22 protein-coding genes, 1 tRNA gene and 1 pseudogene are annotated in these 26,993 nt (G+C 58.7%); 5 read left to right on the forward strand and 19 right to left on the reverse strand.

Translation table 11 applies throughout. From position 1 onward, the window contains the following. Nucleotides 1-68 precede the first annotated feature (68 nt). The 9 genes from PH605_RS17585 to PH605_RS17625 form a co-directional block, all read right to left on the reverse strand. Complete coding sequence (locus PH605_RS17585) at nt 69-1,568, reverse strand: FGGY-family carbohydrate kinase (RefSeq protein ID WP_161987938.1); 1,500 nt, start codon at nt 1,566-1,568, stop codon at nt 69-71. Further along, the gene (locus PH605_RS17590; RefSeq protein ID WP_142845600.1) at nt 1,561-2,403 is read right to left on the reverse strand and encodes a class I fructose-bisphosphate aldolase; all 843 of its coding nucleotides are present in this window, start codon (nt 2,401-2,403) and stop codon (nt 1,561-1,563) included. The genes PH605_RS17585 and PH605_RS17590 overlap by 8 nt, the downstream gene beginning before the upstream one ends. Before the next feature lie 2 nt (nt 2,404-2,405). Then, nucleotides 2,406-4,130: a glycerol-3-phosphate dehydrogenase/oxidase gene (locus PH605_RS17595; protein WP_142845565.1), complete on the reverse strand. Its 1,725-nt coding sequence runs from the start codon at nt 4,128-4,130 to the stop codon at nt 2,406-2,408. A 120-nt stretch (nt 4,131-4,250) separates the two neighbouring features. Beyond that, on the reverse strand, nt 4,251-5,249 hold the full coding sequence (locus PH605_RS17600) for an aldo/keto reductase (protein WP_142845566.1): 999 nt from the start codon (nt 5,247-5,249) through the stop codon (nt 4,251-4,253). After that, nucleotides 5,246-6,220, reverse strand: a complete 975-nt coding sequence (locus tag PH605_RS17605) for a sugar-binding transcriptional regulator (protein WP_059757988.1) — start codon at nt 6,218-6,220, stop codon at nt 5,246-5,248. Before PH605_RS17605 ends, PH605_RS17600 begins: the two co-directional genes overlap by 4 nt. 41 nt (nt 6,221-6,261) lie before the next feature. Beyond that, nucleotides 6,262-7,263: an ABC transporter permease gene (locus PH605_RS17610; protein WP_142845567.1), complete on the reverse strand. Its 1,002-nt coding sequence runs from the start codon at nt 7,261-7,263 to the stop codon at nt 6,262-6,264. A gap of 12 nt (nt 7,264-7,275) precedes the next feature. Beyond that, entirely contained in the window at nt 7,276-8,796 is a 1,521-nt protein-coding gene (locus PH605_RS17615) for a sugar ABC transporter ATP-binding protein (RefSeq protein WP_142845568.1), read from the reverse strand. A 70-nt stretch (nt 8,797-8,866) separates the two neighbouring features. Continuing rightward, nucleotides 8,867-9,883: a substrate-binding domain-containing protein gene (locus tag PH605_RS17620; protein WP_065656645.1), complete on the reverse strand. Its 1,017-nt coding sequence runs from the start codon at nt 9,881-9,883 to the stop codon at nt 8,867-8,869. Nucleotides 9,884-10,177: 294 nt separating this feature from the next. Continuing rightward, nucleotides 10,178-10,414 (reverse strand): acyl carrier protein, encoded by a 237-nt coding sequence (locus PH605_RS17625; protein WP_142845602.1) that lies wholly within the window; start codon nt 10,412-10,414, stop codon nt 10,178-10,180. A gap of 467 nt (nt 10,415-10,881) precedes the next feature. Between PH605_RS17625 and PH605_RS17630 the strand changes: the two are divergent. Beyond that, a pseudogene (locus tag PH605_RS17630) lies at nt 10,882-11,370 on the forward strand (ABC transporter ATP-binding protein); the annotation flags it as partial. A gap of 89 nt (nt 11,371-11,459) precedes the next feature. On the opposite strand, the gene PH605_RS17635 reads toward PH605_RS17630, so the two are convergent. The 6 genes from PH605_RS17635 to cpdR form a co-directional block, all read right to left on the reverse strand. After that, the gene (locus PH605_RS17635) at nt 11,460-13,070 is read right to left on the reverse strand and encodes an ABC transporter ATP-binding protein (RefSeq protein ID WP_161987939.1); all 1,611 of its coding nucleotides are present in this window, start codon (nt 13,068-13,070) and stop codon (nt 11,460-11,462) included. A 1-nt stretch (nt 13,071) separates the two neighbouring features. Beyond that, entirely contained in the window at nt 13,072-14,202 is a 1,131-nt protein-coding gene (locus PH605_RS17640; protein ID WP_271040153.1) for an ABC transporter permease, read from the reverse strand. Then, entirely contained in the window at nt 14,195-15,118 is a 924-nt protein-coding gene (oppB, locus tag PH605_RS17645) for an oligopeptide ABC transporter permease OppB (RefSeq protein ID WP_035265000.1), read from the reverse strand. The genes PH605_RS17640 and oppB overlap by 8 nt, the downstream gene beginning before the upstream one ends. A gap of 54 nt (nt 15,119-15,172) precedes the next feature. Then, a complete protein-coding gene (locus tag PH605_RS17650; RefSeq protein ID WP_142845570.1) occupies nt 15,173-16,768 on the reverse strand; it encodes a peptide ABC transporter substrate-binding protein in 1,596 nt (531 codons plus the stop codon). Nucleotides 16,769-17,097: 329 nt separating this feature from the next. Then, a tRNA-Val gene (locus PH605_RS17655) sits at nt 17,098-17,172 on the reverse strand. 81 nt (nt 17,173-17,253) lie between these two features. Continuing rightward, a complete protein-coding gene (gene cpdR, locus PH605_RS17660; RefSeq protein WP_003497910.1) occupies nt 17,254-17,616 on the reverse strand; it encodes a cell cycle two-component system response regulator CpdR in 363 nt (120 codons plus the stop codon). A 182-nt stretch (nt 17,617-17,798) separates the two neighbouring features. Between cpdR and PH605_RS17665 the strand changes: the two genes are divergently transcribed. Further along, nucleotides 17,799-18,683, forward strand: a complete 885-nt coding sequence (locus PH605_RS17665; RefSeq protein WP_003519728.1) for an N-formylglutamate amidohydrolase — start codon at nt 17,799-17,801, stop codon at nt 18,681-18,683. A gap of 320 nt (nt 18,684-19,003) precedes the next feature. Next, nucleotides 19,004-19,780, forward strand: coding sequence for a histidinol-phosphatase (hisN, locus tag PH605_RS17670; protein WP_065656651.1), 777 nt, complete (start codon nt 19,004-19,006; stop codon nt 19,778-19,780). Nucleotides 19,781-19,801: 21 nt separating this feature from the next. Here the strand turns inward: hisN and PH605_RS17675 are convergent, their stop codons facing one another. Further along, nucleotides 19,802-20,743 carry an alpha/beta fold hydrolase gene (locus tag PH605_RS17675; RefSeq protein ID WP_078052178.1) on the reverse strand — a complete coding sequence of 314 codons (942 nt, stop codon included), beginning with the start codon at nt 20,741-20,743 and terminating at the stop codon, nt 19,802-19,804. 379 nt (nt 20,744-21,122) lie between these two features. Here PH605_RS17675 and hspL point away from each other — a divergent pair, with 379 nt between their 5' ends. After that, complete coding sequence (hspL, locus tag PH605_RS17680) at nt 21,123-21,605, forward strand: heat shock protein HspL (RefSeq protein WP_065656653.1); 483 nt, start codon at nt 21,123-21,125, stop codon at nt 21,603-21,605. Nucleotides 21,606-21,671: 66 nt separating this feature from the next. Here hspL and PH605_RS17685 read toward each other — a convergent pair whose 3' ends face one another. Then, entirely contained in the window at nt 21,672-22,691 is a 1,020-nt protein-coding gene (locus PH605_RS17685; RefSeq protein WP_078052179.1) for a bile acid:sodium symporter family protein, read from the reverse strand. A 98-nt stretch (nt 22,692-22,789) separates the two neighbouring features. Between PH605_RS17685 and PH605_RS17690 the strand changes: the two genes are divergently transcribed. Continuing rightward, nucleotides 22,790-23,650: a LysR family transcriptional regulator gene (locus tag PH605_RS17690; RefSeq protein WP_142845571.1), complete on the forward strand. Its 861-nt coding sequence runs from the start codon at nt 22,790-22,792 to the stop codon at nt 23,648-23,650. 5 nt (nt 23,651-23,655) lie between these two features. Here the strand turns inward: PH605_RS17690 and glpK are convergent, their stop codons facing one another. Next, nucleotides 23,656-25,155 (reverse strand): glycerol kinase GlpK, encoded by a 1,500-nt coding sequence (gene glpK, locus PH605_RS17695; RefSeq protein ID WP_142845572.1) that lies wholly within the window; start codon nt 25,153-25,155, stop codon nt 23,656-23,658. A gap of 69 nt (nt 25,156-25,224) precedes the next feature. Next, entirely contained in the window at nt 25,225-26,946 is a 1,722-nt protein-coding gene (locus tag PH605_RS17700) for an ABC transporter substrate-binding protein (RefSeq protein ID WP_003519735.1), read from the reverse strand. Nucleotides 26,947-26,993: the final 47 nt, after the last annotated feature.

Genomic DNA, 26,993 nt, shown 5'->3' on the forward strand with positions numbered 1-26,993 from the left:
ATACTTTTGCTCCGCGCAGGGGCTCTGCTCGATGCGGACGCGCGATTGCGCCCTGCAGAAACCGAAGACTATTGCGGTAACCGCAAAGCGTTCCAGAAGCCACGCAACTGCGCGGTCAATTCTGCATAGAGACCGTAGCGCCGCCGATAATGCGAGACTTGCGCAGCATCGGGCCGGTAAGCATTCGCAACCCGTGTCATCGCCGCAACCGCCTCCTCATAATCAGGATAAAGCCCAATCGCCACGGCCGCACCAATGGCCGCGCCGAGCGCGCCCGTCTCGCGGGCTTCCGCGACACGTAGCGGAATTTCCAGAACATCCGCCATGATCTGCGGCCAATGCTGGCTGCGGGAACCGCCGCCGGACATCACGGCGCTTTCCACCGGCAGTCCCGCTTCGCGCAGAACGCCGATATGGCGGCGATGTTCGAAACACACCCCTTCGAACAGGGCCCGCAACATGTGACCTTCGCCGTGCCATCCCGCGAGGCCGTAAAAGCCGCCGCGAAATTCCGCACCCAGCCGCGAGCCGAAAATGAACGGATGGAAGAACGGATCGTCGGCGCGGGGTGAGACGGAGCCGACCAATTCGTTGCATCGCTCGAAGGCGTGGTCGCCATGATCGCCGCGAACGCGGTGCACGTACCATTCGAGGTTGGCGGCGGAGGTGGCGCTGGATTCGATATTGACATAACGGTCACGGCCGAAGGTGGTGACCATGAAGACATCGGGACTGATGACCGGCTTGTCCGCGAAAACCTGGTTGATGCTCCAGGTGCCGGCGATGATGGAAGCTTCCCCGGCATTGATGACCCCGGACCCCATGGCGCTGGAGACCACATCGAAGAAACCGCCGATCACGGGTGTGCCTTCGGACAGGCCCGTCATAGCCGCAGCCTCGCCCGTCACCTGGCCGACGATGTCAGCCGATTCCACGCAACGGGGGAAAAACGCGAACGCGTCCTCAAGATCGTAAAGCGACAGAAGCTCGCGGTCGAGCCGCGCTTCCGGCAAGGCTAGTAGCCCAGCGCCGCTGAGATCGGAAATATCATTGGCAAGGCACCCCGTCAGGCGGAAATTGACAAAATCCTTGCAGAACAGGACCGTGCCGGTCCGGGCATAAAGATCGGGTGCATGTCGCTTCACCCAAGCCAGAAGGCTGGGTGTTTGCGCAGGCCATGGCCGCTGCAGGCAACGGGCCTGCAATTGCGTTCCGCTTTTCCGGTCAAGCTCGGCCGCCACATCGGCAGCACGGCTGTCGAGCGACTGGATGCCGATCAGGGGCTGCCGGTCCTTGTCCAGAAGATAGAGGCCATTGCCGTGGCCGGCGCAGCCCACTGCCAGGATGCTGCGGGGATCGACGGACGATTTCACCAGAAGCTGGCGGATCGCCTCGCAGCCGTTCCGCCACAATTCCTCGAGATCGCGCACGACATAGCCGGGCTCAGGAAATGTCGACTGTCCGTCGATGGCGTGTTGCGCAACCTGCCGGCCTTCCGTGTCGAACAGCACGGCCTTGATGACCGTGTTGCCGACATCGAGACCCAATATGTGATTTTTATCAGCCACGATTATAGATATCCCATGCTTCCTCGCCACCCGCCCCCTGATGGATGATGGCCATCAACGCCGCAACGACGGCCTTGGGATTGTCGTGCTGGTAAATATTTCGCCCATAGACCATCCCGTTCGCACCTTCGGTCACCAGAGCCGCCGATTTCGTAAGCACGTTACGCAAGTCCTCACGCCCCCCGCCCCGCACCAGCACCGGGCACCGCGCGGCTTCGATCACCTTGTGAAAATCGCGCGGATCGCTGGTCGGATCGGCCTTGATGATATCGGCTCCCATTTCCGAGGCAAGACGCACCAGCGTGACGATCTTTTCGGCGTCGCCATCCACCTGATAACCGCCGCGCACATCATTGGGCAGCATCACCAGCGGCTCGATCATCAACGGCATACCGAAACGATGGCAATCTGCCCGCACACGGCTGATGTTTTCGACGCATTGACGAAACAGCTCCGGCTCATCCGGCAGCATGAACAGGTTCACGACGACGCAGGCGGCGTCCATTTCCAGCGCACCGATGATCGGATCGTGATGGTTCTGGAGCTGCGACCACATGGTTCTGTGGCGCGTGGAATTGTAAGGGTTGCCCATGTCGATACGCATGACGAGGGCCGGCTTGTCGCGCTCCGGCCTCTGCTGCAGCAGATCCGCCTGACCATAGGCCATCTGTATGGCATCGGGACCGGCCTCGACCAGCCTGTTCACGGTCTGCGCCATATCCTCCAGCCCGATGAGGAAGCTCGGCTCGTTGCAAACACCGTGATCGATGGCCACATCCAGGCAACCGCCATTGCGGAACAGCCGGTTCATGCGCGCCTTTTTCGAAATCCGCATCATCATGCATTCTCCTTGCATCTGTGTTGAAGCATTGCCGGCGTGACTCCATAAAAAGTCTCCAGCTCATGGATAAGCCGCTGCCGTTCCGCCGCCGCCTGGGTGGCCGGCCAGCCAAGCTCGCGGGCCGTAACGGCGAGGATCTCGTCGATCAGATCGGCATCGATGACGCCGGTGATGGCGAGCGTCGTGCGCCGCAGGGCGAGATCGGTCAGGTGGCGCACGTGTTCGAAGCGGATCAGCCAGACCACCTCCGCGGCCGTGATCGGCGATTTTTCCGAAAGCCGCACATCATCCGCACGGCCCCGGCAAAAGCCCATCAGATCGAAGGCACGGGAGCCGTAAGCCAGAGCCAGATGCTCCGCCCGGTCTCCGGCAATCGAAAATTCCTCCGACAGCAAGGCGGGCAGGCTGCTGGCACCGGTTGGAAAATTCCTGCCGCCGCCGATCGGGCGGTCCATGGTGCCGGTCAGCCGCCGGCGTCCAAGAAAGGCCAGAACCTCGTCGGTCACCTGCTCGCCAAAAGCCCTGAAAGTGGTCCACTTGCCGCCGATCATGCAGAGCTGCGGCGGATCGCCCGCAACGCGATGGATGAAATGGCTGCGGGAAATTCTTCCGGTAAAGGCGGCATCGCTGCGCGGCAGCGGACGGATGCCGCTGAAACTGAAAACGATGTCGGAATGGGTAATGGCAATCTGCGGAAAGACCTGCCGGATCGCATCCAGAATATAATCCCGTTCCTCGGGCTCGCAGCGCACCCGCTCGGGACGATCCACCTTGATATCGGTCGAGCCTGCGAGAACCCGGCCGAGATAGGGAAAGAGGATACAGACGCGATTATCGTCATTCTCGAAGAAGATCATATGGCCGTTCAGGGCCTTCAAAAGCGCCTCGTTGGCAATGATCAGATGCGATCCCTTGGTTCCGGAGACGGTCGGTTTTGCTGTCTCCGCCGCCGGGGGTGCAGCCAGCGTGCCAATCGTCTCGTCGATCCATGCACCGGTCGCATTAACAATGATCCTTGGGCGGATAGGCAGGGCTTCATCCATGCCCTCCAGCCGAAGACGATACGCGTCGCCGAGACGGACAAGCTCCGCATAGTTGAGCGCAACGCTTTGCGGCGCATCGGCATGGGTGTCGATCAGAAGCTCCAGTGCAAGCCGTTCGGGCTGGCTTATCCACGCATCGTAATAGGTGGCCGAATATCTGATTTCCGGCGTCAGATCCGGCCAATGCTGCAAAGTCCCGGACGCACCGCGAAACGCATGACGGGGCAGGATACGGTTTTTGCGGGTGACGAAATCATAGAGCATCAGACCCGCCTTGATGGCGAGAGCGCCACGGCTTGCGGGTTTTCCGCCGGAACCGGCAAAGGTTGCCGCCGCGTTGAACAGGCCGCTGAAAGTCGAAAAGATCGGGATCGTGGTCGGCAGCGGACGAACCATATGCGGCGCGAGCCTCAGAAGCGCATCCCGCTCCCGCAGCGATTCTGCCACGAGGCCGAATTCACCGTTTTCGAGATAACGCAGGCCACCATGGATCATGCGTGAGGGTGCGGCGCTGCAACCGGAGGAGAAATCGTTGCGCTCCACCAGCAGCACCCGCAGCCCCTGCAAGGCGAGATCGCGATAGGCGGCAATTCCGTTGATGCCGCCGCCGATCACGACGGCATCGAAATCACCATCGAGCCGGATGCGGCGCAGAGCGTCCTCGCGAAAATTGGGCATAGAAATACCGTTCGCTGGCGGATGACCAGCGTCCCAATGTTGTTGACCGTTTAAAGCGACGTGAGAGACGGGACGAAAATGATGCGCTGTTCGCCTGAAGTCCCGTCTCAGCCTACATAATCAGGTATCGAGCCCCACAAGATGCTCCGCGACACCGGCGCTGATGAGCGCCAGCTCACTCTCCGTGAGGCGAAGATGTGCAGCCGCGGCGTTTTCGACCGCCTGAGCCGGATCGCGCGCGCCGCAGAGCGAGAATGTTATGCCCGGCTGGGCAATCGTCCAGGCGATCACCACCTGCGCGACCGAAGCCCCGTGGGCGGCCGCCACCGGTTCCAGCACGCCCATCAATCGCGCGATTTTCTGACGGTTCGCCTGGCTGAAGCGCGGGTTGCCGTGGCGCTGGTCGTCGTCCGCAAAGACCCGTTCAGGCCCGACCTTGCCCGAGAGGAGACCGAGCGCCAGCGACGAATAGCTGAGAACCGAGACATCGTTCTTTCGGCAAAGCGGCAGCAGCGTCGTCTCGATATCGCGCTTCACCATGGAATATTCTTCCTGAATGGCATCCAGCGCGCCGGTGGCGATATAAGCCTCAAGATCGCCGGGCGAGACGTTACTTGCGCCGATGGAGCGGATCTTCCCCTCCTCTTTCAGCCGCACCAAAGCCCCGACCGTTTCGGCAATAGGCGTCGTGGCGTCCTGCCAATGGGTCACGTAGTGATCGATGTAGTCGGTTCCGAGCCGTTTCAGACTTTCTTCGACCTCGAAACGGATAGAGGCAGGACCGAGATAACGATGAACGGGCTTGCCATCCTGATGGAAGAAATAAGCACCCTCATTCACATGCCAGACCAGCCCGCATTTGGTAACCAGCACCACCTTCTCGCGCCTGCCGGCAATTGCCTTGCCAACGATGGTTTCCGCAAGCCCCATGCCATAGGCCGGTGCGGTGTCGATCAGGGAAATACCTGCATCGATGGAGGCCTGGATGGCGGCGATGGATTGCCGCTCGTCGGTGCCGCCCCACATCCAGCCGCCTATGGCCCAGGTGCCGAGCCCCACGGCGGATGCGCCGATGCCGCTTCTGCCGATCGTCCGGGTCACTATTGCATTGTCCGTCACGCGGTTTCCCCTCCTTCGTGATCCAGTAAATAGCCGGCTATCGCCTCGTCCACGACGAGCGAGGTCAGATAGCGGCCGGCAAGCGTGGCCGCCACCGGTCCGGCCTTGATGGCGCCTGCCGCCACACCGATGATATTCGGGCACCGGGCGAGCTGCCCGGGGTCCAGCGCCACCACGCGCGAGTTGAGATCGATACGCGCCAGCTGCCCGTCCGCCATGGTGAGATGGGCGAGAAACTCGCCGGCAATGCCCGCATCCACCAGCGCCTGCCCGCCACGGGCCGCATCCGGCAGAAGATCGTAATAGCCGGAGCCCGGAGCCTCCACGGAGCCGATGCCGACCAGCGCCACCTGCGCCTGCCGGGCCAGATCGAAGACCTCGCGGATCGATGCGACATTCATCAGCAGATCGCGCTGTTCCTCATCCTCGGCAAACAGCGGCGCATGAACGAGCGATGCGCTGCCGCCGAGCTTCTCCGCCAGTTGCGTGGCGAGATGATTGACATCCGTATAGTGCTTGCCCTGCACACCGCCGGTCAGCGGCACCACCCGCACATCGAAACGACGCTCCGCCTCCAGATTGTCGACAACGGCACTCACCGCCTTGCCGCCGGTAATCGCGATCACATCGCCGTCACGAATGGTCTCCAGCAAATGGTTGGCGGCCACCCGACCCACCATCTGCAAGGCGGTTTCCGGATTATCGGAGACCGTCGGCGTCACCACCGATTGCCTGAGGCCGAAACGGCGGGTAATCTCGTTTTCGAGGTCTACCAGCCTCTGATAGGGGCTGGCGATGGTGATCTTCACCATGCCCGCCTTGCGGCCGGCCGCAATCATGCGGTTCACCTTGGTGTGGGAAAGATTGAGCCGCTCGGCGATTTCCGACTGCTTCACACCCTCGATGAAATGCAGCACCAGGACGGAATACATCTGCCTCTGTTGATCGAAATCGTCCTTGATATCCAGCATGGTCGTATTTCTCCAGTTACCCTCGGGCGAGCGAAGGGCGCTCAACGGCGGCGCCTGACCAGATAGTGGTCGAACAGGACCGCAGTCAGCAATATGCTGCCCTTGATGATGTCCTGCCAGTAGACAGACACATTGAGCAAGGCAAGCGAACTGGAAAGCACCGAAAGAAGGATCGCCCCAAGGATCGCGCCGAGAATGGTGCCCGAGCCGCCCGAAAGGCTCGCGCCGCCGATGACCGCCGCCGCAATCACGTTAAGTTCCATGCCGACGCCGAAGCTTGGCTGGGCAGAGCCGAAACGGGCCATATAGATAACGCCTGCAACACCGCACAACATCGAACAAAGCGTGGTGGTGGCAAACACTACCCGGCCGACGCGGATACCGGAATAGGCCGCGGCCTTCGGATTGCTGCCGGTATAGAACACCTTGCGGAAGGCGGTCGTGCGTCGCAGCAGCAGATCGAAAACGACAACCACCACCGCGAAGATAATCAGCACCAGCGGAATGCCGCCAAGCGCGCCCTGACCGATGAACTTGAATTCCGGCGGCAGGGAATAGAGCCCAAGCGGCCGCCCGCCCGTCGCCAGCAGGCACACACCGCGCGCAATCACCATGACACCCAGCGACACGATGAAATGATGCAGCCCGATCACCGTCGTCAGGAATCCCATGGCCATGCCGATCAAGGTCGTAAGGCAGATCGCCAGCCCCGCCGCCACCCATGGATCGACGCCATTGAGGAAGAGCCAGCCAGCCGCCACCATCGCAAGTGCGGTGACGGAGCCGACCGAAAGATCGATGCCGCCAGAGATCAGCAGGATCGTCATGCCCACCACGACGATGCTTTCGATGGCGAAGACCATGGCCATGGCCCGCAGATTGTCCACGGTCAGGAAATACGGAGATATGAAGGACATCACCGCAAAAAGCGCGAGGATGATGACGATCAGCCCGGTTTCCCGCGCCTTGAGCGCCGGCTCCCACCAGGTGGTGCGGCGAACCGCCGTCTCAGCTATGCCCGAAGGTGTTTCCGATGTTGCCATTTTCCCGCTCCCTCAGGCCCTTTCCGGGCTATGCACAATATTGATCGATGCGAGCTGCATGATCTTTTCCTCCGTCATGTCGTCGCCCTCGACCTCACCCGTAATCCGCCCCTCGCGCACGACCAGCACGCGGTCGCTGACGCCGATAAGTTCCGGCAGTTCCGAGGATATGACGACCACACCGACCCCCTCACGCGCCAGTTTCCGGATCTGGCGATGGATTTCCGCCTTCGCGCCCACATCCACCCCGCGTGTCGGCTCATCCAGAAAGATGACCTCCGGCTCCACCGAGAGCATCTTCGCCAGCGCCACCTTCTGCTGGTTACCGCCGCTCAGGGTCGATACCGCATCGCCGATGCTGTTCGCCCGCAATTTCAGCCGGCGTCCCAGCTCATCGGCACGCTTCATTTCCTTGCGCCGTTCGATGAAGCCCATGCCGTTCGATACCCTGCCGATATCGAGTGCAGAGACATTCGAGGCGATGGACATGTTGAGGAAAAGCCCGTCCCCCTTGCGATCCTCGGACAGATAGACCAGCCCCTCGCGGATGCTGTCACGATAATCCTTGAGCCTCAGCGGCCGGCCGCGCAGCGTAACCTCGCCTCTCGGCTTCCCCTCCAGCCGGCAGACCGCCCGGGCGATCTCGCTTCTTCCCGCACCGATCAGCCCGGCAAGCCCCAGGATTTCGCCGCGGCGCAGATCGAAATCGACATCGAAAACCCGCTTTCCTTCGTTCAGGCCTCGCACAGAGAGAATGACGTCATCCGATTTTTCATCCTCCGAAAGCTTTGGCGGGTAGAGCTTGTCGAGCACCCGTCCCACCATGCTGTTGACGACCTCTTCCGGGGAAATATCGGCAATATTCTCCGTCCTGATATGGCAGCCGTCGCGCATCACCGTGATGCGGTCGCAATGTTCGAAAATCTCCGCCATACGATGCGAGATATAAACGATGGCAATGCCCCGGTCCGCCAGCCGGTGCATGATCCTGAAAAGGGTCTGGGCTTCGGTTTCGGTCAGCGCCGCCGTCGGCTCGTCGAGGATCAGGATGCGGCAATCGAGTGTCAGCGCCTTGGCGATTTCGACGATCTGCTGTTGCGAAATCGACAGGTCTCCGGCCCGGCGGGCGGGATCGATATCACCGATTTCCCGCAGCACAATTGCCGCCCGCTTTTCGAGATCGCGATAGTTCATGAACCAGGAGCGGCTCTGCCCCGTCTGCGACATAAACATGTTCTCGGCGACGGAAATCTCCGGGCAGAGCGCGATCTCCTGATGCACGAAACCGATGCCGAGCCGGTTCGCCGCATTGGGCGAGGATATCTTGACCGGTTTGCCATCCAGCACGATTTCCCCACCATCCGGCTGCAGAATACCGTCGATGATATGCATCAGTGTCGATTTGCCAGCGCCGTTTTCACCCGCCAGCGCATGGATTTCGCCGCGCCGCAACTCGAGTGCCGCATTGCGCAGCGCCCGCACGGGGCCGAACGCCTTGTGAATATTCGTCATGCTGAGGATGACCTCACCCATAACGCCCTCCCGAACCTGCTTCCCCTTGTGGCCGGCGAGGTGCAAACCCCGCCGGGTCCAGAGCGACGCGTCAGCGCCCCTTCATATAGTCGTTGAGATCGAAGGAAGCGGCGTTCGCCTTGGTGATGACAGCGAAACCATTGTCCATCGAAGGAACCTGCATCGGATTGAAGCCGGAAACCTTGTAGTCGTTGAACGGGTCGATAAGGTCCGAATGGGCGCCCAGAAACGTGTTCATGAAACCCATGAAGCCCTGCACACCCTGATTGGGGTTGATGGACATGTAGATATTGCCCTGCTTGATATGCTCCAGCGTGGCCGGGGTGATATCCGCATGCAGGATCAGGACCTTCTTCTTCGCCTCAAGGACCGCAGCTGTCGCGCCTTCGGCCGAACCGGCTTCGGGAATCCACAGGGCACCCAGATTGGGATTGGCCTGCAACAATGCGCCAACGGCCTGGTAGGCAAGGTTCGAATCCTGATTGGTCGCCTGGCGACCGACCAGCTTCATCTGCGGATAGGTGCGCCCCATATAGTCGATGAGAGCGGTGACGCGCAGATCGTGATTGCTCTGTCCCGGATTTTCCAGAACGGCATATTCGCCTTTTTCGCCAAGTTTCTTGACGATTTCATCCGCCGCAAATTTCGCCTCGGCAACATTGTCCGAAGTGATATAGGCGGTGCGTTTCGACTTCGGGGAATCCGCCGCAAAAGTCGTCACCGAAACGCCGGAGCCGATCGCCTTGTTGATCGGTTCGATAAAGGGATCGGCCTGCATCGGATGCAGCAGAATGCCCTTCGGCTTCTTCACCAGTTCCTGCTCGAAAGATGCGATCTGCTTGGTGATGTCATATTCCGGGGTGCCGGTGAAAACGGCCTCGCAGCCGAGCGCCTTTGCGGCCTGCTTGAACCCCTCGAAGACCGGCACCCAATAAGGGTGGCTGGAAACCATGACGTTCATCACATAGGTCTCACCCGGCTCGCAGGCAAATTTGCCCGCAGCAGCGGTGGCCTGCGAACCGGCCCCACCGGCAATCGCCACGGCTAAAACACCCGCGGCAGCGGTCGATTTCAGAAAAGCCAACATACTCCCCTCCCAAGGACAATGACTTAGTCCGCAATAAATTTTATTCGATGTAATTTATTTCATGTGAATTGGGATAGCCGGAAACGGAGCGGCCGTCAATACCTTTGAATTTTATTTTATGCTGTGAAATTTATTTCGGTTCAGCCGCAAGGCACGGAAGCGATGGCCGGCGCCTAATCGGCGCCGAGCAAATAGAGGATGAATTTATAGAGGACATAGGCGCCGACAACGGCGGGAAGAAAGTGCATGAATGGATTGATTATCGCCATATCAAACGCGCCCTTTCCAGATCGACTAGGTCGTCGCCAACTGAATGAAGCGAATGGCATCACCGACAGTGGAAAGACTGTCTGCGGCAGCATCGGGAATTTCTATGCCAAATTCCTCTTCGATCTCCATGACGATCTGAACGACCTCAAGCGAATCCGCATTCAGATCTTCGGAAAAATTAGCTGTATCGACGATTTTATCATCAGCTATTCCGAGCTGCTCGCCGATGATTTTTGCCACCCGGTTTCTTATCTCGGACACCGCGGTATCTGTGGGGACCGAAAAACTCACCATCTCGATTCCGACTTCCTGTTCTCCGTGCCGATGTCATCCGACATCCATCGATAGAAGGCGAAAATGCTTATCGCGAAGACAAAAAGGGATATGAGGCCACCCAGGTTCGACATTGCTCTCTCATTTCTCCCCCGATAAAATCTAAGCTTCGGAATGAGTGACCTGCAATGAAGATTTTGTAATTTATTGTTGCCCGTAACCGGCTTTTAGACCGCTCTCTGTCTCTGAACTTTTCCGGCTTTCATGAATTGCATCCGGCTCGCACACTCCGGTGACATGGATAGTCATGTTTCATCTGGCCCTAAGCGAAATATCCCGGAAAGACTGTTTAATGGTGACGGGCCGCGCGGAAGCTGGAGTGAATGAAAGCCCGACCCATATGGCACCCGTTACCCTTAGATCCGTAAAGAAAAGCTACGGCGCATTCGCCACCATCGACCGTTTATGTCACGCATGATCAGGTGGAAGCCATGACCATGGCCGACAAGATCGTGGTGATGAATGCCGGACGGGTCGAGCAATGCGGAGCGCCGCTCGAGCTTTATGACCGGCCCGCCAATCCCTTCGTCGCCGGTTTCATCGGTTCCCCGGCAATGAATTTCATCAATGGGCGATTGACCGCCGATGGTTTCGAGGCTGACGGCGTCGTCCTGCCCCTCCCGCCCAGCCATGCCACAGGCGAAGCGATCTACGGCATCCGCCCGGAACATTTCGAACTGGTCAACCATGGCCTCGCCGCAACCGTTTTATTGGTGGAGCCGATGGGGTCGGAAACGCAGGTCACAATGATGATCGGCGATCACCAGGTCATCGGTGTCTTCCGCGAGCGCGTACAAGCGCAGCCGGGCGCGACCATCCAGGTTCAGCCGGATCTGGCATCGATCCACCTGTTTGATGCCAGAACCAGTCAACGCCTCAACTAGCGTCGATGAAAACCGGAAGCGTGCGTATAGAATCGTCGCGGAAATCGCGGCGCAGGGCCAGAGAAGGCCTGCCACGGCCGTGCGATAATCTATGGTGCCGCCTCCACTGAAAAAGCAGATTTGATGAGTGTTTCGGTATATTCAGCCGTCGGATTGTTGAATATCACATCCGTTTCTCCTTCCTCCACAATCTTCCCGTTTCTCATGACGATGACGTAGTCCGAAATCGCCTTGATGACAGAAAGGTCGTGGCTGATGAAGATGTAGGAAAGGCCATGCGTCTTCTGCAAATCACGCAGCAGATCGATAACTTGTCCCTGAACGGATCGGTCCAGTGCGGATGTGGGTTCGTCGAGAATGACGACATCCGGTTTGAGGATGATCGCGCGGGCGATTGCGATACGCTGACGTTGTCCGCCCGAGAACTCATGAGGGTAACGGTTGCGAGCGGCGGGATCGAGACCGACTTCTTTCAGTGCTTCTATTGCCCGCTTGTCCCGTTCCGCTCGGCTCAGCCGTTGCTCATGCACAAACAGGCCTTCCGTGATGATCTCTCCGACCGTCTGTCTTGGCGAAAGCGAGCCATAGGGGTCCTGGAACACAAGCTGCAGACGCCGCCGCAATGGCCGCATTGCCTTCCGATCAAGTCCGGTAATTTCCCTTCCATCGAAGAAAATACGGCCATCTGCCACAATTAGACGCAGAAGCGCACGACCGAGCGTGGACTTGCCTGATCCGGACTCACCGACGATGCCTATGGTCTGTCCCTGGTGAAGGTTGACATTGACGCCGTCTACGGCTCGGAACCTGCGAGACTTCGACAAGAAGCCACCAGGAATTGTATAATCGATCGTCACGCCCTGGCCGGAGAGCACGACCGGCGCCTCTGTACTAATTGCCGGCTTGTGTCCCTTGGGTTCGGCGTCGAGAAGCATCCTGGTGTAATCCGCCTGCGGGCGATCGAAGATATCTTCCGTCGTACCGGACTCGACAATCTCACCACGGCGCATGACAGCCACACGATTGGCAAAATGGCGGACCACGCCAAGATCATGCGTGATCAGGACGATGGCCATGCCGAAGCGTTGTTGCAACGACTTCAGGAGGTCGAGGATTTGCGCCTGGATCGTCACGTCCAGCGCAGTGGTCGGCTCATCCGCAATCAGAATATCCGGTTCATTCGCGAGAGCCATGGCGATCATGACGCGCTGGCGCTGGCCACCGGAAAGTTCGTGGGGATAGCTGTCTATGCGCCGCTCCGGCTCGGGAATTCCCACGAGCTTCAGCAGTTCGAGAACGCGGGCGCGCGCCTCTTTTTTACTGCCGCCCCTGTGGTGCAGGATAGGTTCGGCGATTTGCGCGCCGATCCGGTAGAGAGGATCGAGCGAGGTCATCGGCTCCTGGAAAATCATAGTGATTTTCGCACCTCGAATATCGTTCAGCTCGCCGACCGGCAGACCGATCAGCTCGCGTCCGCGATATTTTGCCGAGCCTTCAATAACGCCGTTGGATGCCAGCAGCCCCATGATGGCCATCATGGTCTGGCTTTTGCCGGAACCGGATTCTCCGACAACGGCAAGCGTTTCACCCTGCTTGACGTCAAGATCGATGCCCTTGACGGCTTTCACCGTGCCGTCCGGCGTTGTGAAATCGACCTTGAGATTACGGACGGTGAGAATGGTTTCAGATGTCGTATTCATGTCAACGATCCTTGGGATCGAGTGCATCACGCAACCCGTCACCCACGAAATTCAGCGAAAATAGGGTCAGTACGAAGAAGATCGCCGGGAATATCAGTAGCCAGGGGGCGGATTGGATATTGTTGGCACCTTCGGAAATCAGCGCACCCCAGCTCGTCAGCGGCGCCTGCACGCCAAGACCGAGGAAGGAGAGGAAGCTTTCCAGAAGAATGACTTTCGGTACGACGACCGTGACGAACACGACGACGGGCCCGATCGTATTCGGAATGATGTGACGGCGGATGATCTGCCAGTCGCTCAAACCCAAGGCCTGTGCGGCGCCCACAAATTCCCGCCGTTTCAGGGCAAGCGTCTGACCGCGGACGATACGCGCCATGTCCAGCCATTCCACCGCACCGATGACCAGGAAGATCAGGATGAAGCTGCGGCCGAAAAACACCACCAGCACGACCACCAGAAAGACGAAGGGCAGCGAATAGAGAATTTCGACGAAACGCATCATCACATTATCGACACGCCCACCGATATACCCCGCAGTTGCGCCGTAAAGCACGCCGATTCCGAGCGAAACGAGGCCGGCGAGAACGCCGACGGCGATTGAGATTTGCCCACCCAGCATCACGCGCGCCAGCATGTCGCGACCGTTGGAATCCGTGCCGAAGAAGAAGTACTCACGGTTGACGTCGCCTTCCAGCTTCAGCGTTCGACCCTCATCTTCGGTGGCAACGACCTTCGTGTTTTCGAATTCGTTGGCGCGGTCGAAATAGCGTGTCGTGCGGGGGTCGATCGGGCCGCTGGAGGTGACGGTTGCCGTGAAGGTCTGCCCTTCGACTGAAAATTCTTTCAGCTCGACGCGCGCCCGGCTGGCAACGCCCTCCATCACGTCTTGCAAGTTGTTCACATCCGGGCGCGGCTCAAGGCTCGGCGGGACGGAGACATAGGACGAAAACACCTGATCGTAGGTGTGCGTGAGGAAATGCGGGCCGATGAACGAGAAAAGCGTGATCAGCAGCAGCATGACGGAACCTGCCATGGCGGCCTTGTTTCGTTTGAAACGCAGGGCTGCCAGCTGGAACAGGCTTCGGCTTTTTACCAATGGTTGAGGGGCAATATTGCCGGGGATATCAGTCATGTCTGACCCTCGGATCCAGCAGGCCGTAGAGAATATCGACCACGAGATTGAACAGGATGACAAAAATGGCGACGAGAACGACGGTTCCCATCACCAAGGTATAGTCACGATTGATCGCACCAAGAACGAAGTAGCGGCCGACACCCGGAATAGTGAAGATCGTCTCGATGACTGCTGAACCCGTCAGCAGTGCTGCGGCGCAGGGAGCCAGATAGGAAACGACCGGAAGCATCGCTGCGCGCATGGCGTGGAATACCACCACGTTGCGCGCCGGAAGACCGTAAGCCTTGGCGGTGCGGATGTGGTCCATTCGCAAAGCCTCAATCATCGCGCCGCGTGTCAGGCGCGCGATAACCGCAAGCTGCGGCAAAGCGAGCGCGATCATCGGAAGGATGAGATATCGCAGCGATCCGTCGCCCCAGCTGCCGGCGGGCAGAAGCCCGAGTATGACGGCAAAGACAAGCGTGAGAACCGGTGCGACAACGAAGTTCGGCACGGTAACGCCAACGGTCGAAATCGACATGATCGAGAAATCGAAGGCACTGTTCTGCCTGAGCGCGGCCAGCGTCCCGGCAAGAACGCCGCCGACCAGCGCCAGCAAAAGAGCATAGCTGCCGAGTTCCAGCGAATAAGGCAGACCCTTGCCGATCAATTGCGCGACGGTATTATCCTTGTAGACGTAGCTCGGACCGAAATCGCCGGTGACGGCATTGCCGAGATAGATGAGATACTGGCGCCACAATGGTTCATCCAGATGATAGGTTCTCATCAGGTTTTCCATCGTCTGCGGCGGCAGGGGACGTTCAAGATTGAACGGACCACCCGGTGCGAAACGCATCAGGAAGAACGAAATCGTGACGACGATAAACAACGTCGGCACCGCACTCGCCAAACGGCGCAGGATAAACGAGATCATGCTTTTTCGGGCTCCGGCATGGCACGGTGGTGTGAGCCACCGTGCCGACGCTGCTTATTCGGAAACGCTCAGGAAGCGGCTGAGGTGTGCGTTGGCAGCATTGTCGACCCAACCCTTGACGCGGTTGGAAACCAGCCAGAGATCGGCCTGCGTCAGAAGCGGAACAACCGGCTGTTCCTTCATGAGGATGGTCTCTGCCTCATGCAGGAGCTTGGAGCGAGCGGCAGGATCCTTCTCGTCGTAGGACTTCTGCATCAGCGCGTCATATTCGGCGTTGTTGAACTTGGAATAGTTGAAGGTCTTGTTGGAAGATACCGAAAGCGCGAGGAAGTTTTCGGCATCCGCATAGTCGGCAACCCAACCGGCACGCGCCACGTTGAATTTGCCGCCTTCCTGAAGGTAACCATAGTGCGAGGCGACGTCGAGGTTCACCAGCGACACCTTCGCGCCGAAAGTGTTCTTCCACATATCAGCGATAGCCGTCGCGACGCGTTCATGGTTCGGGTTGGTGTTGTAACGGATTTCGATGGAAAGCGGCTTGCCGCCCTCACCGTAACCAGCGTCCTTCATGAGCTTGAGGGCTTCGTCTTCACGATCAAGCTGAGACAGCGTGGCAAAGTCGGCCTTTGCCGGCTCTTTGTAAGAATCCATGCCCGGAGGAACCATGGAATAGGCCGGAATCTGAGAACCGCTATAGATTTCCTTGGCGAGGAAATCGCGGTCCACTGCCATGGAGAACGCCTGGCGGACACGGACATCGTTATAAGGCGCTTCGCGGGTATCAAAGGTGTAGTAATAGGTGGCAAGCGTCGGCGAAACGTGAACCTGTTCGCCATAGGCCTTGCGCAGACGGTCGATCTGATCTGCGGAAAAGTTGTAGGCGAGGTCCATTTCCTTTGCTTCGAAACGACGAACGGATGCGGCCTGATCGTCGATCGGGTAGAAGATGACCTTGTCGATCTTGGTGTTGGATGCATCCCAGAAACTGGTGTTCTTGACGACCGTCAAGCTGTCATTGGGAACATGCGCTTCGAGTTTATAGGCGCCGTTCGAGACCATGACGCCGGGCTTTACGAAGTCGGTGCCATTCTTTTCGTAGCTTGCCTTGGAGATTGGCAGAGCCGCCTGGTGAGAAAGGAGTTCAAGGAAGAAAGGTGTCGGGCGCTCGAGTGTGATCTCAAGCGTCTTGTCATCCACCGCCTTGACGCCAAGCTGGTCAACCGGAACATCGCCCTTGTTGATCTTTTCGGCGTTCTTGATCGGGTAAAGGATATTTGCATATTTTGCGGCGGTCTTTGGGTCTTCGACGCGCTGGTAGGAGAACACAAAATCTCCGGCCGTTACCGGTGTGCCATCCGACCACTTCGCATCTGCACGCAGTTTGAACGTGTAGACGGTGCCATCCTCAGACAGTGTCCAGCTTTCCGCCGTACCGGGAACGATCTTGCCGGCGGCATCGTAAATGGTGAGACCTTCATAAAGGTCTTTCAGGATAAAGGCTTCGATGTTGATGGAGGTCTGCGCCTGATCGAGCGTCTGCGGTTCCCCGGCATTGCCGCGGTGTAGAACTGTTTCCGCAAGTGCAGAACTCGCCCCAATCAGAAGCGATCCTACCAGCAGAGTGGCGCGAGTTGTTGTTTTTATGGACATCGTTTCTCTCCCCGTGAAGATTTTGAGTCTACAAATAAGGCGATATTGCTCCGAAGCGCAACAACAATAAATTGTGAGTTGATGGGAAGCCTTGACCTCGTCGGTGCTCTTTCAATGCCAGGACTGTGGACAACTGTTCTGAATACCCCCGGCGCGAAAATCGCAACCCGGGTGTTGCTCTGTCGTGAAAGACCTGCGCGATACGAACCTTATCTACGAACCGCGTGGCATCGAAGACGGTAAGGCAGACGCAAGTGTCACTCGCTGGGGGCCACTATGTAAAAAGGCCCTGCGATCTCTCGCAAGGCCTTGATACTTAAGAATTCGGATGGTGGGCGTGACAGGGATTGAACCTGTGACCCCTACGATGTCAACGTAGTGCTCTCCCGCTGAGCTACACGCCCTCCGTGGCGGCGGATAGACCACAAAACCGGTTCATGCGTCAACTGCTTTTTTTCGGTTTTGTGAAGGTTTTTTGAGAGGCCTTACGCCACAAGGAGTTTGTTGACCTCATCCACCAGATCGCGCAGATGGAACGGCTTGGAAAGCACCTTGGCGTCCTTCGGAGCCTTCGAATCGGCATTCAGCGCAACGGCTGCAAAGCCGGTAATGAACATGACTTTCAGGTCCGGGTCGAGTTCGGTCGCGCGCCGCGCAAGCTCGATGCCGTCCATCTCGGGCATGACGATATCGGTCAGCAGAAGCGAAAAGGGCTCTTCGCGAAGCCGGTCATAGGCGCTGGCGCCATTGTCGAAGGAAGAAACCTTGTAACCGGCTTTTTCCAGCGCCTTGACGAGGAAGCGGCGCATATCGTTGTCGTCTTCAGCGAGAAGAATTTTCTGATTCATCATAAGTGACCGTAACTACTCAATGTTTGGAATACCCTAGCCCGATTATAGGATTTTCACGGTAAATATCCTGTGAACGCGTGAATCGGTATAGCGCTGATTGGGCGATAGTATGGACTTGCCGCGCCGTAACTGGCAACATGAACATCCTGATAGTTTTGCGACATGGTAAATGACCCTGAATGGACTGGATAACGGGTGAATATGAGCTGTTTGAAGTAACGGAACCTGCCGTTCAAACCCTGCCATTCGTCTATAATTCCCCCCATAGCGGCCGCTGCTACCCCATCTCCTTCCTGGAATCGGCAAGGCTCGATTCGCACGAGATTCGCCGCTCCGAAGATCATTTCGTCGACGAGCTGTTCGCGGCGGCACCGGAGATCGGCGCGCCGCTTCTCAAAGCGAATTTCCCGCGCGCCTATCTGGACGTCAATCGCGAGCCCTACGAGCTCGATCCCCGCATGTTCGAAGGCACGCTTCCGCCTTATGCCAATATCGGCTCCATGCGGGTCGCCGGCGGTCTTGGAACGGTGCCGCGCATCGTCGCCGAGAATATGGATATCTATGCCCACCGGCTGCCGGTCGACGAGGCGCTTTCGCGGATCGAGACGATCTACAAGCCCTATCATGCCTGCCTGCGCCGCCTGCTGTCTCGCACCCACGCCAATTTCGGAATGGCGGTGCTGATCGACTGCCATTCCATGCCGGGCAATATCCGCGTTGCCGGCTCGAATCTGAGGCCGGATGTAATCATCGGCGATCGCTACGGCACCAGCGCATCCCAGGAAGTCTCCCGCGCCGCGCTGCATTTTCTTGAAGAACTGGGGTTCGTCGCGGTCTGCAACAAACCCTATGCCGGCGGCTTCATCACCGAACATTATGGCCGGCCCATCCGCTCTCTCCATGCGCTGCAGATCGAAGTCAACCGGGCGCTTTACGTGGATGAAAAGACGCTTTTGAAAAAAGCCGATTTTCCTGCCATTCAGGCGTCGCTTGAAATCTTCATGCGCCAGCTCGGCGCCTTCGTTTCCGAATACGCGATAGAAACGTCGCTCGCCGCTGAATAGCAGTTCAAATCATCCGCTATCTCAATCTTTTATCCCGGATCGTCTGGCAGCCCGCCGGACAAAAAAAACCGCGCCTTGGCGCGGTCAAGTCTAGGGAGGAAACACCCAAGGAGGGTATTTACAGTCAAAGACTGTAGGATCACGCTACGCAGTAATTGCACAATTGTCAATCATTTTATTTTATGCATATTTTTTAGGCTTATGCTGAAAATATGGAAACACCGGCGCCTTCATTCGTATGAGTGGACGGCGGATGCGATTCCGGTCTATGCATTGCCGCAATAGAATTCAGACCCAATATTCAGGCAATGAGGTTTCGCATGCTGCCCGACCGGGATTTCTTCTTCAAACTTGCCGATGCCGCCAGCGCTGAAACGCTTCCCCGCTTCCGCACGGGCATTGCCGTCGCCAATAAAGAGGATGGCGGCTACGATCCGGTGACGGAAGGCGATCAGGCCGCAGAAACAGCCATTCGCGCCCTGATCGAGGCCCGGTTTCCACAGCATGGCATTCTGGGCGAAGAACACGGCAATATCGGTCTCGACCGCGAGCATATCTGGGTCATCGACCCGATCGATGGCACCCGCGCCTTCATTTCCGGCGTGCCGGTCTGGGGCACGCTGATCGGTTTCCAGTCGGCCGGACGCGCCTCCATGGGCATCATGGACCAGCCTTTCACGAAAGAGCGCTATTTCGCCGATGGCGAGACAGCCTGGTATTTCGGACCCGACGGCGAAAAGAAACTCCGGACGCGTGATTGCGCGTCTTTGTCGGATGCGGTGCTGTTCACCACTACCCCGCATATCTTCACTGCGGAAGAAAAGCCCTTCTATGAAAAGGTACAGGATCAGGTTCGCCTTTTCCGCTACGGCGTGGATTGTTACGCCTATTGCCTGCTTGCAGCCGGCCACGTCGATCTGGTGATCGAATCCGGCCTGAAGCCCTATGATGTCGGCGCGTTGATCCCTGTCATCGAGCAGGCCGGCGGCATCATGACGACCTGGGATGGCGGGCGTCCGGAAAATGGCGGCCGCATTCTCGCAGCCGGCTCAAAGGCGGTGCACGAACAGGCGCTCGCCATTCTCTCAAAACTCTGAGGCAGCCCGGTTAAGCGGCCATCATTCCGGCGCGAAAAACGCGTCGATGGCCGCCAGCGCCTGTTTGCGGAAAACGTCACGCTCATGCAGCAGTTCGTGGCGCGCACCGGTGATAGGAAGAAGCTGCGCTGCCCGGAAATTGCGTGAGAGTTCCTCCTGCGCCTTATAGGGCGTGATGGTATCCAGCATCGGCGCCAGAATAAGGGTCGGAATGGTGATATTCGTCAGATGGTCCTGACGGACCACCCGTCCCATGGTCTTCAGCGCCTCATACACCCAGCGCGCCGTCGGCGCACCGATGAAAAGTTCCGGAAACTGCCTGTGCAGCGAGAGATTTCTTTTAAAACGTCTGGGGTCCGAGGTGAGCGGATTACCGTCGAAATCCCGCTCGCGCTGATCCTTGCCGAGCTGCACCCGCCCAAGGCCAACGAGACTTAGAGCCGTCGCCACCGCCCGAATGACGGATGAGGGGACGGATTGCTGGCTGTCCAGCTCGATGAAAGGCGAACAAAGCGCCAGACGGTCGATCCGGTTCGACAGGCCGGGTGCGGCGGCAAGCGCTGCAAGCGCGCCGGTGGAATGCGCGATCATGAAGAATGGCAGCCGCGTATCCGGCAACACCACCTGTTCGAGAAAAAGGCCGATATCACGCTGATAGTCGGAGAACCGCCGCACATGCCCGGCACCCGGTTTTTTCAGCAATCTTTCGGAACCGCCCTGCCCGCGCGTATCGAAGGTCGCAACCCAGAAACCCATGGCGGTGAGATCGCCGACCGTTTCGAAATATTTCTCGATACATTCGTTCCTGCCATGCAGCAGAACCACGGTTCCGCGAGCCACCTGGCGGCTGGCGCGAAAGATCGCGTAGCGAAGCTGTTTGCCGCGATCGCCGGTAAAATAACCGACGGTATGGTTGCCGGGAACCGGGTTGTCTTCGCTGGCGCGCAATGTGGCTTCGATCATCGGTCTTTTCCGGCTTTTCTGCCTTTTCGGGATAGGTCGGCGGCGCGGGAAGGTCAAAGAAAAAATTGCCGGAACCGTCGGTTAAAGCAGTCGCGGTTCCGGCGAATAAGACAGAAGAAGAAGGGACGTTATTGCTTCTGTCCACGGAGAATGTCTCCGATGACCGATGTTTTATGGCTCTCAAACTGAACGATGCCGGAACCTGACGTTCAGCCATGGTTCATGTTTCTTTCGCCTTTTCACGCCCCCTTGACGCAGCGGCAGGCCATTCCCATCTCATTCATGCGGTCGCCAGAACGGGACCGCGCCACATGTCCGGCCGTTGCCAGAACGGGACGCCGGGCTTAACCGCAAACAGTCGCTTCTTAAGGAGGACACCATGCGTCACGTTGATTTTTCCCCCCTCTATCGTTCCACCGTCGGCTTCGACCGTCTTTTTTCGATGCTTGACGGCCTCGGCCAGCCCGAACAGGCCCAGTCCTATCCGCCCTACAATATCGAGCGGACCGGCGAAAACACCTATCGCATCACCATGGCCGTTGCCGGTTTCGATGAAACTGAACTCAGCATCGAATCCCGTGCGAATACGCTGACGGTGAAGGCCGAGAAGGCCGCAGATGAGAAGTCATCCGAAGGTGAGTTCCTGTATCGCGGCATTGCCACCCGCGCTTTCGAGCGCCGCTTCCAGCTTGCCGACCATGTCGAGGTCCAGACCGCTTCCCTGAAGAACGGCCTGCTCCACATCGATCTCGTCCGCAATATTCCCGAAGCCATGAAACCGCGCCGCATTGCGATCTCGTCCGACAGCGCCGATGCGCCGAAGACCATCGAAGCCCAGATTTCGCCGGCTCAGGTCAACTAAACCGATCCGGACCTCAAACGAACGGCCCCGTAAAGGGGCCGTTTTTGTTTGATGAAAATTCGTTCTTCAGCGGGTGGAGACTACCGCACCTTCTGCGGCAGCGGCTTCCGATATGGCCGCTTTTTCATGGGCCTTTCTGGCATAACGTTGGGCCAGCACCGCGCAGACCATCAGCTGGATCTGGTGGAAAAGCATAATCGGCAGGACGATTGCACCAATGCTTTGGCCGGCGAAAATCGCGCCCGCCATGGGCACGCCACTGGCGAGGCTCTTTTTCGAGCCGCAGAAGGTGATGGTGATTTCATCGGCCTTATCGAAACCCAGCAAACGGCTGCCGAACATCGTCACACACAGGACAAGCGCCAGCAGCAGGATATTGATGACGATGACCACACCGATATCCCTGAGCGAAAACGTGTGCCAGATGCCTTCGATGACCGCATCGGAAAAAGCGAGATAAACGACCATCAAGATGGAGCCGCGATCGACCGGAGCCAGCAGTTTCTTGCGCGCCCTGATCCAGTCGCCGATCCACGGCTGCAGCACCTGACCGACGATGAAGGGCAAAAGCAGCTGCAGGAAGATCTGCAGGAACGCATCCAGCGAAAATCCACCGCCATGGCCCCCCACCGTAAACAGCAGACCGACCAGCAGCGGGGTCAGGAACATGCCGAAAATATTCGAAGCGGAGGCCGAACAGATCGCAGCCGGCACGTTTCCGCCCGCCATGGAGGTGAAGGCAATGGAGGACTGCACGGTGGATGGCAGGACGCAGAGGAACAACACGCCCATATAAAGCGGCGCAGGCAGAATATTCTCGGGAATGAAGCCGATTGCCACACCGAGCAGCGGGAACAGGCCGAAGGTCACGAGAAGGATCGCCAGATGCAGGCGCCAGTGCAGGATACCGGCAATCACCACATCCCGGGAAAGCCGCGCGCCGTGGAGGAAGAACAACAAAGCGATCGCGAGTTTTGTCGCCAGCCCGAAGTACTCCGCCGGCTCACCGCTGATCGGCAAAATGGAGGCCAAAATCACGGTGGCCACCAGCATCATGGTGAAGCGATCAGGTAGGAAGCGGGTCATGGGAGATCTTTCCGGCATCGGTTTTGCTTGAAACGCGCGCTACTATCGCTCATCATGAATTCCGATGCAAAGATTAACAGTTATCGCGATTCAGGATAATGCTGAACCTTCAACATCTTGCCAGCTTCGTGATGCTTCAGCAGACCGGCAGCTTCACGCTGGCGGCCGAACGGCTGGGGATTGGCCAGTCCACTGTCAGCCAGCATATTCAAAGGCTTGAGGCCGTACTTGGCCGCCGGCTGATTGCCCGCAGCACCCATCAGGTGAAACTGACGGGCGAAGGTGAGGCGCTGCTGGGTTACGCCCGCAACATGCTGGAAATCGACAGCAAGGTGTCATCGCTATTCAGCGAGAACCGTCTGCGCGGACGGCTGAGGCTTGGCGTTTCGGAAGATTTCGTCGCCAGCCGGCTGACCGCCATTCTGGAAGAGTTCATCCGGCTTTATCCCCTCGTCGATCTGGAACTGACGGTTTCGCTGAGCGGCGTGCTTTACCAGATGCAGGACAATGGCGAACTGGATGTGGTGCTTGCCAAACGCCGTCTCGGCGACAAGCTCGGGCACTTTCTCTACCGCGAACCGCTCGTGTGGCTAGCGCGCGACCCGGAGCGAATGCTGAACCAGCCGGACGCCCTGCCCCTGATTGCCTTTCCGCCGCCGAGCATCACCCGAAAGGCGGCGCAGGAGGCGCTAGACCGGGCCGGCCTCGCCTGGCGGATCGTCTGCACCTGCGGCAGTCTCAGCGGACTGACCGCTGCGGCAAGAGCGGGCATGGGCATTCTGGTGCAGCCGCGCAGCATGGCGCCGGCAGGTCTGAAGGAGATTGCCGCAGGCGTGCTACCACCGCTGGAGGACGTGGAATTTGTGCTTCAGCCGAGCAAGGGCGCGGATGCGAAGCTGGTGCGCGCCCTTTCCGATCTCGTTTCCAGCAAGAGCATCGCACCCGGCAGTTTCGTATAGCCTGTTCAATTCTCCCGCCGCGACAGGCAGCGGCCGACACTGTCACGCCAGCCGGCAATGGCGTCTTTCCGTTTAGCCTCTTCCATTGCGGGGCTGAAACGGCGGTCACGCCGCCAATGTTCAGCAAAGGCCTTGCGATCCGGCCAGATGCCGGCGCGTGAGGCGGCAAGCCAGGCCGCTCCGAGAATGGTCGTTTCCAGGAAGACCGGCCGGTCGACGGGTGCCGCAAGAATATCCGCCAGCCGTTGCATGGTCCAATCGGAAGCGACCATGCCACCATCGACCCGGAGCACCGTCTTGCCATTGTCACCCGCCCAGTCCTTGCGCATGGCGTCCAGCAGATCGAAGGTCTGATAGGCGACGCTTTCCAGCGCCGCGCGGGCGAATTCCGCCGGACCGGTGCCACGCGTCAGCCCGAAAATAGCGCCACGCGCCTCCGCGTCCCAGTAGGGTGCACCAAGGCCGGTGAAGGCCGGAACCAGATAAACACGCTGATTGGCGTCGGCCTTTTCCGCAAGCGCGCTGACCTCGGAAGCGACCGAGATGAAACCAAGCTCATCGCGCAGCCATTGCACGGCGGCACCGGCAATGAAGATGGAGCCTTCCAGCGCATAGGTGGTGACGCCGTCGAGACGGTAAGCGATGGTCGTCAGCAGCCGGTTGGTGGAGGCGACGCGATCCGTGCCGGTGTTGAGCAATGCAAAGCAGCCCGTGCCGTAGGTGGATTTCATCATGCCCGGCTCGAAGCAGGCATTGCCGATCACGGCTGCCTGCTGGTCGCCGGCGACGCCAAGGATCGGAATTTCCGCGCCCAGAAGCGATTTATCCGTCACGCCGAAATCGGCGGCGCAATCCAGCACCTCCGGCAGCATGGCGCGGGGGATATCGAGGATCGACAGGAGTTCATCGTCCCATGCATTTTCCTCGATATTGTAGATCAGCGTTCGCGAGGCATTGGTGGCGTCGGTCACATGGCGGCGGCCGCCGGTGAGACGGTAGATCAGGAAACTATCGACCGTGCCGAAGCAGATTTCGCCCTTGACGGCTTTTTCGCGAAGGCCGCTGACACTATCGAGAAGCCATTTCAGCTTCGTGCCGGAAAAATAGGGATCGAGCAGCAGACCGGTCTTTTTCGAAAAAAGCGGCTCCAGCCCCCTTCTTTTCAGCTCCTCGCAGACGGGAGCAGCGCGGCGATCCTGCCAAACCACGGCCCGATGCACGGCCTCGCCCGTGTTCCGGTCCCACAGCACGGTCGTTTCGCGCTGGTTGGTAATGCCGATGGCCTCGATATCGGAGGCGGCGATGCCGGCATCGGCAAGCGCCAGCCGGATGGTTTCGAGCACGCTTTTCCAGATATCCTCGGCATCGTGTTCGACCCAGCCGGAGGCCGGAAAATGCTGCGGAAATTCTCGCTGTCCGACACCGATGACCCGCATGTCGCGATCAAAGACCATCGACCGTGTCGATGTCGTTCCCTGATCGATCGCCAGAATATAACCGCCCATCATGCTACTCCCTTTCAGACGCAATGACCGGGGCGGCAAGCCGCCCCGGTTTCAGATTTTACGCAGACATCACTTCTGCCAGCTTTTGACCAGTTCGTCGTAATTGACGGTGACCGGCTTTTCCTTTTCGTTGGCAATCTTCAGCTGCGGCGCCAGATTGCCCTTCGAAACGGCATCCTTGTTCCAGTATTCGATATCGTGCTCTTCCGCCAGTTTCGGGCCGATATCGCCCTGCACGCCAGCGCGTTCCAGACGGCTCATGACCTTTTCCTGCTCGGCGCAGAGAGAGTCCATCGCCGCTTGCGCGGTTTTCGCACCCGACGAAGCATCGCCGATCGCCTGCCACCAAAGCTGCGCCAGCTTCGGATAATCCGGAACGTTGGTGCCGGTCGGCGACCACTGCACGCGGGCTGGCGAACGATAGAACTCGATGAGACCGCCGAGTTTGGATGCCCGATCCGTGAAGCTCTTGTGGTGGATGGTGGTGTCGCGAATGAAGGTCAGGCCCACATGGCTCTTCTTCACATCCACGGTCTTGGAGGTCACGAACTGCGCATAGAGCCAGGCGGCCTTGGCACGGTCGTCGGGGGTGGATTTCATCAGCGTCCACGAACCCACGTCCTGATAACCGAGCTTCATGCCGTCCTTCCAGTAGACGCCATGCGGCGAAGGTGCGACGCGCCATTTCGGCGAACCGTCCTCGTTCACGACAGGCAGGCCGGGCTTGGCCATATCGGCGGTAAACGCCGTGTACCAGAAGATCTGCTGGGCGATGTTGCCCTGCGCCGGCACCGGACCGGATTCGGAGAAGGTCATGCCCTGCGCTTCCGGCGGCGCATATTTCTTCAGCCATTCGAGGTATTTCTCGATGGAATAGACCGAAGCCGGACCGTTGGTATCGCCGCCGCGCGCCACGCAGGAGCCGACCGGCTGTGACTTGTCGTTGACCTTGATGCCCCATTCATCGACCGGCAAACCGTTCGGCAGGCCCTTGTCGCCGTTGCCGGCCATGGAGAGCCAGGCATCGGTGAAGCGCCAGCCGAGCGAGGGGTCCTTCTTGCCGTAATCCATATGACCGAAGACCTTCTTGCCGTCGACATCGCGGCCGGTGAAGAATTCGGCAATATCCTCATAGGCCGACCAATTGACCGGCACGCCGAGGTCATAACCATATTTGGCCTTGAAATCGGCCTTGTTCTTTTCGTTGTTGAACCAGTCGTAACGGAACCAGTAGAGGTTCGCGAACTGCTGGTCGGGAAGCTGGTAGAGCTTCTTGTCCGGCGCCGTCGTAAAGGCGCTGCCGATGAAGTCCTTGAGGTCGAGGCCGGGATTGGTGACGTCCTTGCCTTCATTGGCCATGAAGTCGGTCAGGTTGCGCACCTGCTGGTAGCGCCAATGCGTGCCGATAAGGTCGCTGTCGTTGACCCAGCCGTCATAAAGGTTCTGGCCGGTCTGCATCTGGGTCTGGATTTTTTCGACGACGTCGCCTTCCTGGATCAGGTCGTGCGTGACCTTGATGCCGGTAATCGCGGTGAAGGCCGGAGCCAGAACCTTGGATTCATATTCATGGGTCGTCAGAGATTCGGAAACGACCTTGATTTCCATGCCCGCGAAGGGTTTCGCGGCATCGACAAACCATTGCAGCTCTTTTTCCTGATCGCCACGCGAAAGCGACGAAAGATCGCCGATTTCCTTGTCCAGAAACTGCTTTGCTTCCTCCATTCCGGCGAAAGCGGAACCCGTCATTGCCAGCAGCATAGCCGCCGTCGTCGTCATCAGATGCCGTCGCATATCAGTCCTCCCAGGGGTTTGCGATTGCATGAAGTCTGCGGGTGCGG

This window comes from Agrobacterium sp. CFBP 3001 (assembly GCF_027871605.1).
Taxonomy (GTDB): domain Bacteria; phylum Pseudomonadota; class Alphaproteobacteria; order Rhizobiales; family Rhizobiaceae; genus Agrobacterium; species Agrobacterium leguminum.

What these genes read in the sequence shown, in the direction of transcription:
- PH605_RS17590 (WP_142845600.1), bottom strand. Translation starts at nt 2,403, where the DNA reads ATGCGGATTTCGAAAAAGGCGCGCATGAACCGGCTGTTCCGCAATGGC.
- PH605_RS17595 (WP_142845565.1), bottom strand. Translation starts at nt 4,130, where the DNA reads ATGCCCAATTTTCGCGAGGACGCTCTGCGCCGCATCCGGCTCGATGGT.
- PH605_RS17605 (WP_059757988.1), bottom strand. Translation starts at nt 6,220, where the DNA reads ATGCTGGATATCAAGGACGATTTCGATCAACAGAGGCAGATGTATTCC.
- PH605_RS17610 (WP_142845567.1), bottom strand. Translation starts at nt 7,263, where the DNA reads ATGGCAACATCGGAAACACCTTCGGGCATAGCTGAGACGGCGGTTCGC.
- PH605_RS17615 (WP_142845568.1), bottom strand. Translation starts at nt 8,796, where the DNA reads ATGGGTGAGGTCATCCTCAGCATGACGAATATTCACAAGGCGTTCGGC.
- PH605_RS17620 (WP_065656645.1), bottom strand. Translation starts at nt 9,883, where the DNA reads ATGTTGGCTTTTCTGAAATCGACCGCTGCCGCGGGTGTTTTAGCCGTG.
- PH605_RS17635 (WP_161987939.1), bottom strand. Translation starts at nt 13,070, where the DNA reads ATGAATACGACATCTGAAACCATTCTCACCGTCCGTAATCTCAAGGTC.
- PH605_RS17640 (WP_271040153.1), bottom strand. Translation starts at nt 14,202, where the DNA reads ATGACTGATATCCCCGGCAATATTGCCCCTCAACCATTGGTAAAAAGC.
- oppB (WP_035265000.1), bottom strand. Translation starts at nt 15,118, where the DNA reads ATGATCTCGTTTATCCTGCGCCGTTTGGCGAGTGCGGTGCCGACGTTG.
- PH605_RS17650 (WP_142845570.1), bottom strand. Translation starts at nt 16,768, where the DNA reads ATGTCCATAAAAACAACAACTCGCGCCACTCTGCTGGTAGGATCGCTT.
- cpdR (WP_003497910.1), bottom strand. Translation starts at nt 17,616, where the DNA reads ATGAATCAGAAAATTCTTCTCGCTGAAGACGACAACGATATGCGCCGC.
- PH605_RS17665 (WP_003519728.1), top strand. Translation starts at nt 17,799, where the DNA reads ATGGACTGGATAACGGGTGAATATGAGCTGTTTGAAGTAACGGAACCT.
- hisN (WP_065656651.1), top strand. Translation starts at nt 19,004, where the DNA reads ATGCTGCCCGACCGGGATTTCTTCTTCAAACTTGCCGATGCCGCCAGC.
- PH605_RS17675 (WP_078052178.1), bottom strand. Translation starts at nt 20,743, where the DNA reads ATGATCGAAGCCACATTGCGCGCCAGCGAAGACAACCCGGTTCCCGGC.
- hspL (WP_065656653.1), top strand. Translation starts at nt 21,123, where the DNA reads ATGCGTCACGTTGATTTTTCCCCCCTCTATCGTTCCACCGTCGGCTTC.
- PH605_RS17685 (WP_078052179.1), bottom strand. Translation starts at nt 22,691, where the DNA reads ATGACCCGCTTCCTACCTGATCGCTTCACCATGATGCTGGTGGCCACC.
- PH605_RS17690 (WP_142845571.1), top strand. Translation starts at nt 22,790, where the DNA reads ATGCTGAACCTTCAACATCTTGCCAGCTTCGTGATGCTTCAGCAGACC.
- glpK (WP_142845572.1), bottom strand. Translation starts at nt 25,155, where the DNA reads ATGGGCGGTTATATTCTGGCGATCGATCAGGGAACGACATCGACACGG.
- PH605_RS17700 (WP_003519735.1), bottom strand. Translation starts at nt 26,946, where the DNA reads ATGCGACGGCATCTGATGACGACGACGGCGGCTATGCTGCTGGCAATG.